Raw genomic sequence first — 16,945 nt, forward strand, 5'->3', positions numbered from 1 at the left:
ATTGTAATGAAGCTATCATGAGCGGTCCTAGTGTGCTGCTAATTCGATAAAATATTATAATCTCATGATGGTTCCGTCAAAAGAAGTTTTGATTTAAAAATATGTTATTAGAAATGAATGTAAAACAGAGAACCATCAAAAACGAGGTTGAAATTTCGGGGGTAGGTCTTCATACAGGGAAAATTGTATCGATGACGATCAAACCTGCTCCGGAAAATCACTGGTTTAAGTTCAGACGTGTGGATTTAGAAGGTCAGCCGGAGATTTTGGTTGATGCAGATAACGTCACGGACACTTCCCGAGGAACTACTATTTCTCAAAATGGAGCAAGTGTTAGTACAATCGAACATTTAATGGCATCATTAATTGGTCTGCAGATTGATAACGTCCTGATTGATATTGATGGTCCTGAAATTCCAATATTGGATGGGAGTTCAGCAATTTTTGTGAAATTGTTGGAAGAAGCGGGGTTTGAAGAACAAGATGCTGATCGAGATTATTATGAGATATCCAATAATATCCATTATGCTGAACCAGATCGTAAAGTTGAGATCCTGGGAATGCCAATGGATGGTTATCGGTTGACTTGTATGATTGATTTTAACTCACCGGTTTTGGGAAGTCAACATGCTGCGATTACTTCTATTGAAGATTTTAAAGCTGAAATTGCTTCTTCTCGTACGTTTTGTTTTCTGCATGAATTGGAAATGTTAGTCGACCATGGATTGATTAAAGGCGGAGATCTAAGCAATGCGATCGTCATTGTTGATAAGGAAACTTCTCCGGAGGAGTTGCAAAAACTGGCCCATCTTTTCCATAAAGAAACTGTCGCTGTAGCAAAAGAGGGTATCCTGAATAATAATCAGTTGCGTCATCAGAATGAGCCTGCCCGACATAAACTATTGGATATGGTTGGTGATTTGGCACTTGTAGGTAGACCTTTGAAAGGCCATATTATGGCTGCCCGCCCCGGACATGCTGCAAATGTTGCCTTTGCAAAGAAAATTAAAGAGCAGATTAAGAAAGATAAAACACGTAAAAAAATAAAAGTTTACGATCCAAATATGCCGGCATTGTACGATACCGTTGAAATCATGAAAATTCTTCCGCATCGTCAACCAATGCTTATGGTCGATAAAATTTTAGAATTAACGGAGACCCATGTGGTAGGGTTAAAGAATGTGACCATGAATGAAGACTTGTTTATGGGACATTTCCCAGGAGCTCCTTTATTTCCGGGTGTGCTGCAGGTCGAAGCGATGGCACAGACTGGTGGTATCTTGGTCTTAAAGACTGTTCCTGATCCTGAAAATTGGTTAACATTATTTCTCAAAATCGAGAATGCACGCTTTAAAGCACAAGTAACCCCAGGAGACTCTGTTATTTTTAGATGTGATCTGATGGAACCAATCCGGAGAGGCATCGCTAAAATGAAAGGTGTGGCCATGGTGGGAGAGAAAATTGTCTGTGAGGCTGAACTTATGGCACAGATCGTAAGAGTAAATAACAACTAAAGAAGTATAGATGATACAGCCATTAGCTTATATTCATCCAGAAGCAAAGATTGCTAAAAATGTGGTCATTGAACCATTTGTAACCATTTACAAAGACGTTGTCATTGGAGAGGGGACTTGGATCGGTTCAAACGTGACCATTATGGATGGAGCTCGAATTGGAAAAAACTGTAAGATATATCCCGGTGCCGTGATTTCTGGTGAACCTCAAGACTTAAAATTTGATGGTGAAATTACAACAGCAGAAATTGGTGATAATACAACGATTCGTGAATGTGTGACAATTAATCGAGGAACAAAGGACCGATACAAAACTGTCATTGGTAAAAATTGCCTGATTCAAGCTTACAGCCACGTTGCACATGATTGTGAAGTGGGCGATAATTGTGTGTTTTCGAATAACAGTACACTTGCGGGACATATTACCGTTGGGGATTATGTTGTTTTGGCGGGGATGGTGGCTGTACATCAGTTTGTGAAAATTGGTTCACATGCATTTGTCACAGGTGGATCTTTGGTGCGTAAAGATATTCCCCCGTTTGTAAAAGCGGCCCGTGAGCCGATTTCTTATGCCGGAATTAATTCTGTGGGATTGAGGAGAAGAGGGTTTTCGGAGGAGCAGATTGCCGAAATTCAAAATCTTTACCGTATTCTATTTGTTCAGAATAGAAATCTAGCTAAGGCAATAGAAATTATAGAAGCGGAATATCAGGCAACGGAAATCCGTGATGAAATTTTGGATTTTATCCGAAATTCTGGACGTGGTATCATGAAGGGTTTCAATAATAGAGCAATGTAATTGCATTACCGAATCGGTTTACTTTGGAAATAACATTAAAGGATATTGGTCGAAGATATAACAGTGAATGGATTTTCAGGCATATTAATTATCGTTTTGAGCCCGGAAAGAGCTATGCTGTTCTCGGACAAAATGGTTCTGGAAAATCCACCTTGTTAAAAGTGCTTTCCGGTAGTCTGTCGTCTTCCGAAGGCGAATTGATTTATACGGATGGGGAGCGCATCATTGGGATCGATCAGATTTACAAACAACTGTCTATTGCCGCGCCCTATATCGAATTGATCGAAGAGTTTACCTTGCGTGAACTGTTCGATTTTCATTTTCAGTTTAAACCTTATCTCCAAGGTTTTGATAAAGGAAGTGTTTTGAATCTGTTGGGGTTAGAAAATGCCTTAGATAAAGAAATAAAATACTTTTCATCGGGTATGCGTCAACGGGTTAAATTAGTTTTGGCCTGCTGCTCAAATACAGATTTGGTATTATTGGATGAGCCAACAAGTAATCTGGATACAGCAGGAGAGGAATGGTACCTGGATTTAATCGGCCATACCAAGCGCGATTTTAGGTTGTTCATTATCTGTTCAAATCAAAAAAAAGAATACGAATTTTGTGACGAAAGGATTTCTATCATCGACTTCAAAAAGTAGCGAATGAAATTTTAATAACACAATTAGTTTTTGTATTTTTGACGACTCAATAATGAGATAACCGTTTAAAGTTCAATTCAAAGAATGGCTAAGGCATCAGAGGTAAAATCAGGAAATATTTTAAGATTTAATGGAGAATTGGTCTCCGTAGAAGAATATATACACCGTACACCAGGTAATTTGCGCGCTTTCTATCAAGCAAGAATGCGTAACGTGAAGACGGGTAAATTAGTTGAATATCGTTTTAGAGTTGATGAGAGTGTTGAGATTGCACGTGTGGAAACAAATGATTATCAATACTTATACGAAGATGGGGAGTTCTTTGTTGTGATGGACAACAACTCATATGAACAATTCAATATTCCCAAATTCTTATTTGGTGATTCAGCGCGTTTCTTAAAAGAAGGAATGACTGTAATTATTGCTTTTGAAAGTGATGAGCCGATCATGGCAGAAGCACCCAAAAGTGTTGAATTGGAAATTACATATACAGAGCCCGCAGTGAAAGGAGACACTTCTACAAATGCGCTGAAGAAAGCTACTGTAGAAACAGGAGTAGAGATTATGGTGCCTCTATTTATCAATCAAGGAGAGAAAGTAAGAGTTGATACGCAAACAGGTAATTATATCGAACGCGTAAAGTAATATAAGATTTTAGGTTTAGGTTGATTATTCGGTCTTGATAGCGCTCGCTACAAGGCCGTTTTTTTTGCTCTATCTTTGCTCACCTGTGATCAGCTAAATCATGGAATAAAAAATATATATTTAAGCATGAAATCGAAAAAGGAATTAAGACAGGAGTTTAAGATGAAAAGATGCCAGCTTTCCAAGCAAGAGGAGGAGCGTCTTAATCGTGATTTACTGCTACAATTTCAGAAAATAGATCTAACAGCAGTTAAATTTATGCATGTGTTTCTTCCTATCGAAAAATATCATGAGCCAGATACGTATTCCATCATCAACTATGTGAATGAGTTTTTTTCGAATATTGTCCTTGTCGTATCCAGATCAAATTTTTCGGACTATTCCATGCAGCACTATATTCTGGATTCCCAAACTGTGTTTGAAAAAAATGAATGGGGCATTCTGGAACCTGTTTCGGGGGAGGAGGTCTCACCGTTGCTTATTGATTTTATAATCGTTCCTTTGCTGGCATTTGATTTGGATGGTCATCGGGTAGGTTATGGAAAAGGATTTTACGATCGTTTTTTTGCGCTTTGTGCTGCAGAAGCCCAACGAGTAGGATTATCTTTTTTTGATCCAATTGAGCGAATCGCTGATCGAAATGAACACGATGTCATGTTGACAAAAGCGATTACGCCCTATCATATTTATAGTTTTGTTTAGCGTAAATAAGCTAATAGGAGCTCTGTTGTACGCTTTATTTTATTGATTCAGCTCATTAATTTTTATTTATATGCTGATTTCGGTACATGCTGATTTAATTAAAATTATTTTTTATTTTTAATGTGAAATTCTACTTATATGCGGCTATGCTGAGATTTTTTCTTATACTTTTTTTTGCGGCTATAATTCCCAATAGCGCTGTTCTCGGAATGGATATAATGGATTCCAATTCCTCTGCAGAAGAAAAAGAATTTTACGAGACGATCATCCGGGAGTCGCAAAAGCACCGAGCTTCCAGTGCAGCATTGAGTAGATACCTAACGCCTTATTTTAACCAGGGAATCCGAAAAAACGATAACGCCTTGCTTGCAATTTATTATTGCTTATTAGCAGATCAGTCTTTTGATAATGAGGGTGGTAGAAATAGTTTCAGTGATAAATATTACCTTAAAGCCCTAGATCTGCAAGAGGAGTACAATTATCAAAACGTGAAGGCATGGGTAAAGGTGATGTACGGGTTTTATTTGTATAGATGTTTAAAGGCTTCGGAAGCACTTCCATTGTTATTGGAGGGTGAAAAAAGCCTGGAGGATATACCTAGAGAACTGGTGTTAGATCTTACACAGACTTACAAAAAGCTTGGCTATTTCTTCGGAACTTTGGGAGATTATCGTTCGGGAATTAAGTATCTGGAATTAGGCCAGCAACAGGCGGGCATTGCTCTGCAATTGAAAGCAGAGATCTTAGACAACTTAGGCTTATTGATTTTAAAAAGTGGTGGGGATACCGTGCAGGCAATGAAAAACTTTGACCTTGCTCTGCATTTGGCGCTTTCTGAGAAGGATTCTCTTCGCTATGCGAAGATTTTGGGCAATCAGGCGCGGATTTATGAAGGTATGAAAGATTATCAAAAAGCACTGTCACTTTTGGATAAAGACCTGGAAATTTCGAAATCCCTGGGGAACAATAAAAATACCATTTTTGCCTTAATGATGCGGATTCGCTTGCGTATTGCTATGGGAGCAAATCAAGAGGTCCGTCAACTGATCAATGAAACCGAACATCTGTTGGAAGGCGCCGACGATAAAAAAACAATACTTGAGTTGGAGGGGCATAAGTTGAATCTTGCCATTCAAAACCATGATTTGACGCAAGAGCTCAATGTGCGGCGCCGGATTGAACAACTTCAGGATTCATTGCGCTTCTTGGACGGAGATCCTGTTTTATCGCAATTGAAATTTATGGCAGATAAACAAAAATATGCCGACAAATTATCCTTGGCACAAGCGCTAATAAAAAAGAAACGTGCCGAAACGAGATTGTGGGTTATATTAAGCTTGTTTCTATTGGTGCTATTCTTTTTTATCTACAATACTTTTAGATATCGTTCGAGGAAGCGCATGCAGGCATACGAATATCAGTTGCTGAACCTCAAGTATACCAAAGCTGAACTGGATAAAGAATTGATGAGTTCCAAAAGTCAGATTGAGGAATACATGCTGTATCTCAAACGTAGTAATGAACAGATAAATCTTCTTTCTTCAATGCTTGATGAGATGGGGGAAACAAGTATTAAAGACCGGGATGAACTTAAAACACTTTTGCAGTCTCATCTTATCACAGATGAGAAATGGCAGGAATTTAAGTTCTTGCTTACCAAGGAATTTCCGAACCTGCTGCATGATATTCAAGGTAAATTTCCTGATATTACAGAGTCTAATCTGCGTGTGATTGTCCTCATGAAAATGGGACTGAATAATAGAGAAGCCGCTAATGTTCTGGGCGTTACTCCCGACGCAATCAAAAAGTCAATGCAACGTTTGAAAAAGAAACTCGGTGGACAAGCCGGAATATTGATGGAATATATTTCGGATAAAGAGCTTGTGTAAGAGGTGATGATTGCTCGATCGTCTATATCTTTTACTCAGTTAAAACCCGATGATTGAGAATAACCGAAAGATAAACTTCCATTAACCCTCTGTTCGTACATTCAGCTTGTTTTATGTTATGTTTTTGAAATATTTTTTATTTTATTTATTTTTTTGAAGTGCCCCTTTCTTTGCTTGTATCTGATATTTATATTAGCTGTTTCTCCGTAAATTCATGCGTTTTAGGGGTATTCTCCATTATTGGTTACTGGACAAATTGAGCTACCAGCGCAAAGGTTGTGGTTTCCGGACCTCCCAGCCTAGCGGTACCATCATTGAAAATTGAAATCGCTCCAAATAGGTCGGCTGATCAAAGACACATGAGCGCTGTTCGATGCTGCTTGCGCTGAGGAAGAGTTCGCGAGCACTACCGAAGAGCTTTTGTTCTCCTTTCATGAAGTTCCATGCTGCGCTGATGATATTTCTTGCTCTGCCCAAGTGAATGCATAGCGCTCGCTGTAGCTATTTTGAACACTCAATAGGTCTCCTGGAGCTGTGATCGAATTTCTTGCTCTTCTTCTTTTGATCTGTTGGAAACTGAATACATCCTGTTGGTTGATTGTGTCATTTACTTGTTCATGTGAAGCGTATGTGTTGACTGCGGAAGTGTATCAATGCCAGGCTCATGATATTCTTTTGATGACCGCAGTGTTCTCGAGGGCTGCCCAAGCAACTTCGTACAGTGCCGAAGTGTATTATTCCTTAGACGATAGTAATCAGTCGGCGGGCAATGAATTCTCCTCGTTATAGAATAGCGACCTTTAGCTCATCCATCCAAACACTTACGCGGTCGAAGCGATTTAATCGTCTCAGCACATATTCCTTTACGCATCTGAATGGTTTTCTTGGCACTCGCATGTGTTCTTGGTTTAGAAGGATCGGTTCTCGATCTGTGCGGAAGAGAACACCTAACGCGGTTCTTTGTGAAGGTTTGCTAACAAAGATAAGCCGATTTCGCCCAGATTTGCTTCGTCACAAACAAGAGGTAGTTTTTGCAAAAAGAGAAAGGATGTAGACAATTCAATTCACTATTACCAAAAATATGACCGTCTCAGTTTCCTGGACGGTCATATTAAGTGTAGAGCTCAATGGGCTCCTATTTAATCCAATGGATTTTCTTTCAGATTTTTTTCCCATGCCCAAGCTGAGGCCATCATCTCATCAATGCCCAGTTCGGCTTTCCAATGCAATTGATCTGCTGATTTGGTCACATCACCATATACCTTGATGATATCACCATCCCGACGCGGGCCAATTTCATAATTCAATTTTTGACCAGAAGCTTTCTCAAATGCTTTGATGGCTTCAAGTACTGAATAACCATTACCGGTTCCCACATTGAATACGTCATATTTACCGTTAGGGTTTCCTTTTTCCAATAATTTGATTGCAGCGACGTGGGCTTTTGCTAAATCAACCACATGAATATAATCACGTACACAAGAACCATCAGGCGTATCATAATCGTCTCCGAATACTGTTAATTTCTCTCTTTTCCCGATTGCTGTCTGTGTAATAAATGGTAATAAGTTTTGAGGTACACCATTTGGCAATTCGCCTATCAATGCAGACTCATGCGCACCTACCGGATTGAAGTAACGCAGGGCGATAATCTTATAGTTATCGTATGCATTAGCTGTTTCTTCAAGAATTTCTTCAGCAATCTGTTTTGTATTTCCGTAGGGTGAAGCCGCTTTTTTAACCGGTGCACTTTCATTAACAGGAAGTGAGTCTGGTTCGCCGTAAACCGTACAGCTCGAAGAGAAAACAAAATTGATTGGCTTCTCACGGTATGATTCCAAGATGTTAATCAAGGAGAAAAAATTATTGTGGTAGTATTTTAAAGGATTTTGAACCGATTCACCTACAGCTTTGGATGCAGCAAAGTGAATAATTCCGGAGATATCACTGTTATTTTTTACAAATTCATTTACTTTATCGGTATCACAAAGGTCGAATTGATGAAATTCGGGTTTAATCCCGATGATTTTTTCTATTTGATCCAATATCTTGATATTTGAATTGGAAAGATCATCAACGATTACAGGAATATATCCTGCCTGATGTAGTTCGACAACGGTGTGAGAACCAATATAGCCTGTTCCGCCTGTGACTAATATTTTTTTGCTCATTATTTTTGATTATAGTATGTAAAGTCTTTATGTGATAATGTTTCCAAAGGAACCTTTCTGTAAAAATCTATGGTTTTTTCTAAGCCTAATTTTCGGTCTATTTTGGGCTGCCAATTCAATTTTGCCTTCGCCATACCAATATCCGGTTTACGTTGTTTAGGGTCGTCTATGGGCAATGGTCTATGGCTGATCTTACTTGAGCTATCAGTTAGTTCTATGATCTCCTGTGCCAACTGCAATAGTGATATTTCATCGGGATTGCCTATGTTTATGGGTTTTATACAATTTGAATGCAACAACCTATAAATGCCTTCGATTTGATCATCGATATAACAGAACGACCGTGTTTGTGAACCATCACCAAAAAGAGTAATGTCTTCGCCTCGAATAGCTTGTGCTATAAACGTTGGGATGGCACGCCCGTCATTGAGACGCATTCTCGAGCCGAAAGTATTGAATATTCTGACAATGCGTGTATCAAGTCCATGCGCATTATGGTAGGCCATCGTAATGGCCTCCTGAAATCTTTTGGCTTCATCATATACCCCTCTGGGACCGACAGGGTTAACATTTCCCCAATAATCTTCTGACTGTGGTGAGACCAAAGGGTCGCCATAGACTTCTGAGGTCGATGCTACTAATATACGGGCCTGTTTAGCCCTTGCCAGGCCAAGGAGATTGTGGGTGCCCAAAGAGCCGACTTTGAGTGTTTGAATCGGAATTTTAAGATAATCGACAGGACTTGCTGGTGATGCAAAATGGAGGATATAATCCAAATCTCCCGGAATATGCACAAACTTCGAAACATCGTGATGATAGAAGTCGAAATTCTCCAGCTTAAATAAATGTGCGATATTCTGTAGGTCGCCAGTGATCAGGTTATCCATGCCAATAACATCGTAGTCTTCGGCAATAAAGCGATCGCAAAGGTGGGAACCAAGGAAGCCCGCTGCTCCAGTGATCAAAATCCGTTTGCGTTGTCTATTTTCCACTCAATGGTTCCTTATTAATGAAATGGGTTTGATATCTTTGACTAAGATAAACATTATTTTTACAACATGCGTTTGCTTTATTCAATTGGAATCTTTCTTTATGGACTCTTATTGCGTATTTTGGCCCCTTTTCATGCCAAAGCGCGTCTCATGGTGACAGGACGAAAAGACTGGTATTTACGAATGAAACAATCGGTTGATTCCAACCAAAAACATATTTGGTTTCACTTCGCTTCCCTAGGAGAATTTGAGCAGGGCAGACCTGTTTTGGAAGCCGTAAAAAATAATTATTTGGATCATAAAATAATTGTAACATTTTATTCACCTTCTGGCTATGAGATAAGAAAGAATTCCAATCTGGCGGATCATGTTTTCTATTTACCTTATGACACGGCTCAGAATGCACGACTGTTTTTAGACTTGATCAATCCCACTTTTGCCGTTTTTACGAAATACGAATATTGGTATTATTATTTTGAAGGATTGCACCGGCGGGGGGTACCTTTATTTCTGATTGCGGCAATTTTTAGACCGGAACAGATTTTCTTTCAGGCCTATGGATCCTTTTTTCTTAAGATTCTGGGTTTTGTAACTTATTTCTTTGTACAGAACGAGGAAAGTGTGCGTTTATTGAAAGAATATGGAATTCGAAATGCGGGATTGGCAGGTGATACGCGTTTTGATCGTGTGATTGATTTACCTAAGACTCGGAAAGACATCCCATTAATAGCAGATTTTGTCGGAACCGCTCCTGTTTTGGTGGCTGGAAGCACCTGGGCTGAGGATGAAAAATTATTGAAAGAGTTGTTCCAACGGTTTCAAGATTATAAGCTGATCTTAGCCCCGCACGAAATCAATGCGGGCCATGTTGTCAGTATATTAAATCTATGGCCTGCAGCCCTTCGCTTTTCAAAAATCACGGAATATGATATGGAAACTTTAAAGGGAGCAAAAGTATTAATTATAGATAATATCGGGCTGTTGTCTTCTTTGTACGCTTATGGTCAAATTGCCTATATTGGTGGTGGATTTGGAGTAGGGATACATAATACATTGGAAGCAGCGACTTATGGCATGCCGGTGCTGTTTGGACCTAATTTTAAGAAATTTCAGGAAGCGAAAGATCTGATTGAGCAAGGGGGAGGTTTCTCGTTTTCTAACAGCGAGGGGCTTGCCGCTGTATTTGAACGATTGCAGGATCAATCCAAACGTGTGGAAGCAGCGAAATCAGCACGCCAATATGTACAGCAAAAGGCGGGAGCGACACCGATTATCATGAAATATCTGAAGAATGCCAAGCTATAATAAATGAAAAAGATTGGCGCAAAAAGTAGAAGTTAACTATCATAGAAACGGAAAGCTGAAAAGACCGGCTAAATGCAGATGAACGGGGTGAAAGAAAAATAGGGCTCCGTTCATTTTGGATACCCTATTTTTATATTGAAAATTGGATTTTAATAGTATGTGTATCTTCTTACACCTGCAATATGCCGCGATAGACGCATGACCTGGTGGGAATAGCCATACTCATTATCATACCATACATAGAGTACAATATTTTTACCATCAGCTGAAACAATAGTTGCTGGTCCATCAATGACAGCGGCTGCTGTTGTACCTATTATATCTGTAGAGACAAGCTCATCATTGCTTGAGAATTTAATCTGTTCAACAAGACTGCCTTCCAATGCACTCATTTTTAAGATTCTATTTATTTGTTCCAAAGATATTGCGGAGGTCAATTCTAAATTTAATATGGCTAATGACCCATTAGGGACAGGTACCCGGATTGCGTTGGAAGTGAGTTTGCCTGTTAATGTCGGAAGGACTTTTGAAACAGCACTGCCAGCCCCAGTCTCCGTAATGACCATGTTCAAGGCTGCAGCACGACCTCTTCTGGATTTTTTATGCATATTATCTACCAGATTTTGATCATTCGTATAGGAATGGATAGTTTCTATATGGCCTTTCAGGATACCTATTTTCTCTTCGAGGACGGCCAAAACTGGTGCAATAGCATTTGTGGTACAGGAAGCAGCTGAAAAAATAGCATGTTTTTCCAGATCTATCGTGCTTTCGTTTACACCGTAAACAATGTTGGGAACACCTTTTCCAGGGGCCGTCAACAATACTTGCGAAGCGCCTTTAGAGGCTAAATGGCGTGCAAGTTCTTTTTCATCACGAAAGGCGCCTGTATTATCGATAACCAATGCATTATTGATGCCGTATGCTGTATAATCAATATCTTCAGGTTGCTTAGCAGAGATAACGTTGACCGTGATACCATTAATAATAAGCGCATTTTTTTCAGGATCGGTATAAACTTCGCCCTCAAATTCGCCGTGTATAGAATCGCTTTTCAGGAGAGCGGCTCTTTTTAACAATGATTTGGCATCATTGGGGTCTCTGGTGACTATTGCCCGTAGACGAAGCTGCTTGCCAGAACCCGATTTATTAATAAGTTCGCGTGCGAGCAGGCGACCAATACGACCGAAACCATAAAGCACAACATCGCGAGGTGTTAATTCCTGCCATTCGGCGATTCCCTCTAATTCATTGAAAATAAAAGAAGACAAATCCTCCATATTGATCTGGTCGTTTGTGGCTTTTGTTGCAAGTTTACCGATATCAATTCGAGCGGGAGCCAGATTTGATTTTTCCAATACACGGGCAACATTCAATAGATCGAATATGGTCAGTATATTGCCGGTAAGGAAAGTGCTTTCCCGGAGGTGGTTGAGAATCACACTTACTTTTTCATCAACAAGCTGCTCTCTGAAGAGAACGAGCTCAACGGTATGGTTATACCAAAGATTACTAATGATTTGAATCAGTTCAACAGCTGCATTTTGCTGCTCTCTGTAACTTTTGATTTCTAAATCAAAAGAACGACTATGTAACATAATATTTTATAATAGATTATGCTGCAAACATAGTATAAACAGCGCTAAAAAAGTGATTTAATTTTCATTTTCGTAATTATTGAAATAAAAACATGCTTATTATTATTGTTTTGATAATTTTTTAGATTGTTTTGTTGTTAATTTTCAATAATAAATAATTCGGACATGATATGATCCGCCATTAATTTACCAGAATCTGTTAATCTTAATTTATTATCGTCTAAAATTAATTGTTGCTGCTCGAGAAATGGTGCGGCATCTTCTATTATTTTGCTTTTAACGGAGTAATCAAAATTCTTTTCTAACTGCTCCAGATCCAGGCCCCACATGGTGCGCAGTGAGGTCATAATACACTCGTTAATCTGATCGCGAACAGATAGATGCTCGATTTCCAAGGGAAGCTGGTTGGTCTGTATGGAGCCGATATACTTGGCATTATTGGCGATATTCCAAGATCTGGAATGACCATTGAATGAATGGGCTGAAGGGCCGATACCTAGGTAATGTTTGCTTTTCCAATAGTTGGTATTGTGACGTGCATATAAACCATTTTTAGCAAAATTGGAAATTTCATATTGTTCATAACCCGCACTTTTCAATGTTTCGATCAGCAGATTCATCTGATCAGCCGCCTGATCTGAATCAATGGCCGGACTCATGCCCTTCTTGATGAAATGATCTAGTGCTGTTTTAGCTTCCACAGTCATTGAATAGGAAGAAATATGGGGGATCGCAAAATCGATCAGTTGTTGCATATTGTAGCGCCATTTTTCATCGGTCAACAAGGGGTAGCCATAAATAAGATCACAGGTGATATTCTCAAATCCTGCATCCTGTACACGCATGATTGCTGCGGATGCTTCCTGTTGGGTATGCGCCCGATTCATCCATTTCAGATCTTCCTCAAAAAAAGACTGTACCCCTATACTGAACCTGTTCACGGGAGTTGATCTTAATGCATTCACTTTTGCGGCATTAAGATCATCTGGATTAGCTTCCAACGTAATTTCAGCATGATCACTTATGTCAAATTGTTTGGCAACAGCATCAATGATCCTTGAGATTTCGTCCGTCTCCAACAGAGAGGGAGTCCCACCACCAAAATAGATGGATTCAACTTTTCTGTCTTCCAAATACGGAGACCTAAGTTCGATTTCTCGCAAAAGGGCATTGACCATTTCGGTCTTGTATTGCAGTGAAGTACTGAAATGGAAATCACAATAATGGCAAGCTTGTTTGCAGAACGGGATATGGATGTAAATCATGGGCACAAATATACCAAGACTGGTCCAACTTCATCGTTTATTCACATTTTTTCTTCCATTTGGGCAGTCGTTTCCCCCATTCTCTTAGATATTTTTATTGGCGAGCAATACCCGGTGTTATGTCACGTCAATGTTGAATGCGGGTATTTTTAGAAATAGTATTTTAAAAATATATTTTCTATCTTGATGGTCAGGTTCATTTTACATAATCAAAAAACTAATCTTATGAAAATATCCTCCCGTCGTGACTTTCTGAAGAATGTCATTGGTGCATCGAGTATGCTGCTGCTTTCACAGCAAGGCTTCGCTTTGGATAAACCTTATGAAGAAGCATTTATTGATAAGTTGCTCCCAGCACCAAGGGGCGGCGGATTTGCCATGGCAGACTATTGGATATGGGATCCTTCAGTGATTAAGGGGGAGGATGGTCGGTATCATATGTTTGCGTCACGTTGGAGCAAAAAATATGGCTTTGGTAATTGGGTAACCAATTCGGAAGTTGTTCGGGCAATTTCCGATACCCCAGAAGGACCCTACGAATTTGTTGAGGTGGTATTGCCTGCCCGCGGGAAAAAGTATTTTGATGGTTGTACAACCCATAATCCCCGGATCGTTAAAAACGGTGACTATTATGTGCTTTATTATTTTGGAAACAATTATGAGGCGCCCAATCCTGGTTATTCCGAGAATGTTTGGGAATCGGGTTTGGGACAGAAGGCCTGGATGCATAAACGCATCGGAATGGCCTATTCAAAGTCGATATCAGGTCCTTGGAAGCGCGTTGATCAGCCCATTTTGAATCCGAGGAAGGGCGAGTGGGATGCTTCCATAACATCCAATCCTTCTCCGGTAGTCCTGCCAGATGGAAAAGTATATCTGATCTATAAATCATCACCGGTGAATTATAATCCCCCTCTACTATTGGGCGCGGCACAAGCTGATTCGTTCCTGGGGCCATATCTTCGTTTGTCCAACAAGCCTATTTTTTCTTTCCATACTGATCAAAATCATGAAAATGATGTGGAAGATCCTTTCGTATGGCATAATGGTCAGCATTTTGAATTGATTATGAAAGACCGCTATGGCAAAATCTGTGGGGAAGAGGGTGGCGGCATCCATGCATATTCGAAAGATGGAATCGATTGGCATCTGTCAAAAGCCGTCAAAGCCTATTCCAAGACGATCCGCTGGAATGATGGGACTGTCAGCCATCAAGCTAATTTTGAGCGGCCATTTTTACTATTTGAAAATGGGAAACCGACACATCTTTTTGCGGCTACAGGAGATGGATCCGAGTCCTATCAGTTTGAACGGACCTGGAATATGGTCATTCCATTGAGAGGATAGTATTTTACCGTTCCCTGGACAACCTTCATTCCGTTCAAATAAAAATAAGCCCTGATAAATTGCAATTTATCAGGGCTTATTAAGTTCTCAAAAAGTAGTTCTTTTATATAATCTGCTGCAATGCCTATCTTTCAGTATTAAAATCAGCGTGTCAGACTATTGTTCGCTGATTCTACATCCGCAAGTCGAAGCGAAGGATCTATTGTGATGGTTTTAGGGGCCTTATTGACTGAGATTTTATATTCAGGGTTGGTCCAGAACCAATCTTTCAGTACAGTGCGTTTTATACCCTTATAGATTTCAAAATTTTCCGCCGGTTTTTCACCGCGCATTTCACGTAAAGGGATGTAAAATAGCTCTTTGCTTCCATCTTGATATTCTACAAGTATATCGAGTGGCATCGCAAAGTTTGATTTATTGAGCAGTTGAATTTCTGAATCGGTAACATGACCGATTGCATAATCAATTTGACGTGTGGTATTGATAAATAAATTGAAATACCACTTCAGGTTTATGCCTGATACCTCCTCTGCGACACGCTTGAAATCATTAGGTGTCGGGTGTTTGAATTTCCAGCTATCGTAGAATTTCAAAAAGGTTTTCTCTAGATTTTCTTGACCGATAATATAGCCTAATTGCTCAGCCAGAACAGCACCTTTATTATAAGCTTCGTTACTATAGCCATAATTTGTATTATAATAGTCCGCAAGCAGGCTCATCGGCTCTTCCTTGCCTGAAAGTGCTAATTTATAATAAGCGCGATAAGCATCGATAAGTGGATTGGATGCAATGGCTCCCCGTTTTTCAAAAAGATGTTGCATCGCTAATTCTTCAACATAGGAAGTGAATCCTTCGTCAAACCATTCATCAACGGTTTCATTGATCCCGAATAAATGCTGATACCAGGAGTGAGCAGATTCATGGAAGATAACGCCAACAAGGCTTTTTAGATTACGGCCACCGGTAATTAACGTCGCGGTGCCATATTCCATGCCGCCATCGCCCCCCTGAATAATGGTATAAGTCGGCCAAGGATATTTGCCGAATTTAGCACTACAGAAATCGAAAAACTCAGTTGATAGGCCGAGAGCTGTTTTCCAGTTTGATATAACTTCTTTGTCAGTAGGGAGATACACCGTGTAAACTTTTATGCCATTCTTGCTTGAGGCGGAATCTACAACGAATTTGGGATCTGCAGCCCAGACAAAATCATGGATGTTTTCGGCTTTGTAATGCCAGGTCGCTTTGTCCTGATTGGTTTTTATTTTAGCTTTTGCCTGATAGCCTTTCACCTCATTTGGATTTTGAAGAACACCTGAAGCACCGACAACATAGTTTTTGTTGAGGTGTATAGTGACGTCAAAGTTGCCGAAAGGTGCGATAAACTCGCGGCCGATATATTCATCAAGGTGCCAGCCGAATTCATCAAACTGTGCCATCTTCGGATACCATTGTGCCATTGAAAGTGCTACACCTTCTGCCGAGTTACGGCCTGACCTACGGATCTGCTCAGGTACCTGTGCTGTCCATTCCATATTAAAATTTGCTGTTTCTCCGTCCTGGATCGCAGTGGGTAGGGTCACTTCCAATATCGTCCCATCAATCTTATAGCTTGTATTGGCCCCATTCATGCTGAGGCTTTTAATTTTTTGGTAACCGATCTGGTTTGGTTGTAACGTTTCGATACGGCTTTGCAATATTGGTTTTTCTTTGGTGCCAATATTGGATACCATCCGTTTATCTGGATCACTGATATTTTTCAATCGGTAATCCATCATTGATCCTGGTTGGAATGCGTTAAAATATAAATGAAAATAGACTTTTTTTAAGGATTGACCTGAATTGTTGCTATATTTCAAAGCCATTTTTCCATCATATTGATAAGCTTTTTCATCCACGTTGACATCCATTGTATAGTCAACCTTCTGCTGCCAGAATCCTTTTCTCTGGGCCTTTACTTCCTGTCCTCCAATATTTATGACACATATAAGCGCTAGAAAGGACAATATTTTGATTTTCATGCTCCAAACTTACAAAATTGTCTCAAGAAATGCCGATTAATCAACCTAAT

Annotated in this window: 15 protein-coding genes; 9 read left to right on the forward strand and 6 right to left on the reverse strand. The window is 39.8% G+C overall.

Annotated elements, in window-relative coordinates; all coding sequences use genetic code 11:
- The first annotated feature begins 113 nt into the window (after nt 1-113).
- The 6 genes from D7322_RS11415 to D7322_RS11440 all read left to right on the forward strand — a co-directional run bounded on the left by D7322_RS11415 (nt 114) and on the right by D7322_RS11440 (nt 6,196).
- On the forward strand, nt 114-1,514 hold the full coding sequence (locus tag D7322_RS11415) for a bifunctional UDP-3-O-[3-hydroxymyristoyl] N-acetylglucosamine deacetylase/3-hydroxyacyl-ACP dehydratase (RefSeq protein ID WP_183078681.1): 1,401 nt from the start codon (nt 114-116) through the stop codon (nt 1,512-1,514).
- Between the two features lie 10 nt (nt 1,515-1,524).
- Nucleotides 1,525-2,313 carry an acyl-ACP--UDP-N-acetylglucosamine O-acyltransferase gene (gene lpxA, locus D7322_RS11420; protein ID WP_075990789.1) on the forward strand — a complete coding sequence of 263 codons (789 nt, stop codon included), beginning with the start codon at nt 1,525-1,527 and terminating at the stop codon, nt 2,311-2,313.
- Nucleotides 2,314-2,336: 23 nt separating this feature from the next.
- A complete protein-coding gene (locus D7322_RS11425; RefSeq protein WP_121124319.1) occupies nt 2,337-2,960 on the forward strand; it encodes an ABC transporter ATP-binding protein in 624 nt (207 codons plus the stop codon).
- An 84-nt stretch (nt 2,961-3,044) separates the two neighbouring features.
- The gene (gene efp / locus D7322_RS11430; protein ID WP_121124321.1) at nt 3,045-3,605 is read left to right on the forward strand and encodes an elongation factor P; all 561 of its coding nucleotides are present in this window, start codon (nt 3,045-3,047) and stop codon (nt 3,603-3,605) included.
- Between the two features lie 126 nt (nt 3,606-3,731).
- Complete coding sequence (locus tag D7322_RS11435) at nt 3,732-4,307, forward strand: 5-formyltetrahydrofolate cyclo-ligase (protein ID WP_121124323.1); 576 nt, start codon at nt 3,732-3,734, stop codon at nt 4,305-4,307.
- Nucleotides 4,308-4,516: 209 nt separating this feature from the next.
- The gene (locus tag D7322_RS11440) at nt 4,517-6,196 is read left to right on the forward strand and encodes a tetratricopeptide repeat protein (RefSeq protein ID WP_147430377.1); all 1,680 of its coding nucleotides are present in this window, start codon (nt 4,517-4,519) and stop codon (nt 6,194-6,196) included.
- Nucleotides 6,197-6,457: 261 nt separating this feature from the next.
- Here D7322_RS11440 and D7322_RS28305 read toward each other — a convergent pair whose 3' ends face one another.
- Nucleotides 6,458-6,673: a hypothetical protein gene (locus D7322_RS28305; protein WP_147430379.1), complete on the reverse strand. Its 216-nt coding sequence runs from the start codon at nt 6,671-6,673 to the stop codon at nt 6,458-6,460.
- Nucleotides 6,674-6,730: 57 nt separating this feature from the next.
- Between D7322_RS28305 and D7322_RS28445 the strand changes: the two genes are divergently transcribed.
- A complete protein-coding gene (locus tag D7322_RS28445) occupies nt 6,731-6,985 on the forward strand; it encodes a hypothetical protein (protein ID WP_183078682.1) in 255 nt (84 codons plus the stop codon).
- A gap of 350 nt (nt 6,986-7,335) precedes the next feature.
- Here the strand turns inward: D7322_RS28445 and galE are convergent, their stop codons facing one another.
- Both galE and D7322_RS11450 read right to left on the reverse strand, forming a co-directional pair.
- Nucleotides 7,336-8,367 (reverse strand): UDP-glucose 4-epimerase GalE, encoded by a 1,032-nt coding sequence (gene galE, locus D7322_RS11445; RefSeq protein WP_121124326.1) that lies wholly within the window; start codon nt 8,365-8,367, stop codon nt 7,336-7,338.
- Nucleotides 8,367-9,359 carry a UDP-glucuronic acid decarboxylase family protein gene (locus tag D7322_RS11450; RefSeq protein ID WP_121124328.1) on the reverse strand — a complete coding sequence of 331 codons (993 nt, stop codon included), beginning with the start codon at nt 9,357-9,359 and terminating at the stop codon, nt 8,367-8,369. The genes galE and D7322_RS11450 overlap by 1 nt, the downstream gene beginning before the upstream one ends.
- A 66-nt stretch (nt 9,360-9,425) precedes the next feature.
- On the opposite strand from D7322_RS11450, the gene D7322_RS11455 reads away from it, so the two are divergent.
- Complete coding sequence (locus D7322_RS11455) at nt 9,426-10,664, forward strand: 3-deoxy-D-manno-octulosonic acid transferase (protein ID WP_121124330.1); 1,239 nt, start codon at nt 9,426-9,428, stop codon at nt 10,662-10,664.
- 149 nt (nt 10,665-10,813) lie between these two features.
- Here D7322_RS11455 and D7322_RS11460 read toward each other — a convergent pair whose 3' ends face one another.
- Together D7322_RS11460 and hemW are read right to left on the reverse strand one after the other, a co-directional pair.
- On the reverse strand, nt 10,814-12,262 hold the full coding sequence (locus tag D7322_RS11460) for a glyceraldehyde-3-phosphate dehydrogenase (RefSeq protein ID WP_121124332.1): 1,449 nt from the start codon (nt 12,260-12,262) through the stop codon (nt 10,814-10,816).
- Between the two features lie 137 nt (nt 12,263-12,399).
- Nucleotides 12,400-13,527: a radical SAM family heme chaperone HemW gene (gene hemW / locus D7322_RS11465; RefSeq protein WP_121124334.1), complete on the reverse strand. Its 1,128-nt coding sequence runs from the start codon at nt 13,525-13,527 to the stop codon at nt 12,400-12,402.
- A 225-nt stretch (nt 13,528-13,752) separates the two neighbouring features.
- Here hemW and D7322_RS11470 point away from each other — a divergent pair, with 225 nt between their 5' ends.
- Nucleotides 13,753-14,874: a glycoside hydrolase family protein gene (locus tag D7322_RS11470; protein WP_220700062.1), complete on the forward strand. Its 1,122-nt coding sequence runs from the start codon at nt 13,753-13,755 to the stop codon at nt 14,872-14,874.
- Nucleotides 14,875-15,017: 143 nt separating this feature from the next.
- Here the strand turns inward: D7322_RS11470 and D7322_RS11475 are convergent, their stop codons facing one another.
- Nucleotides 15,018-16,895: a M1 family metallopeptidase gene (locus D7322_RS11475; RefSeq protein ID WP_121124336.1), complete on the reverse strand. Its 1,878-nt coding sequence runs from the start codon at nt 16,893-16,895 to the stop codon at nt 15,018-15,020.
- Nucleotides 16,896-16,945 lie beyond the last annotated feature (50 nt).

Source organism: Sphingobacterium puteale, from assembly GCF_003627955.1.
Lineage (GTDB): Bacteria > Bacteroidota > Bacteroidia > Sphingobacteriales > Sphingobacteriaceae > Sphingobacterium > Sphingobacterium puteale.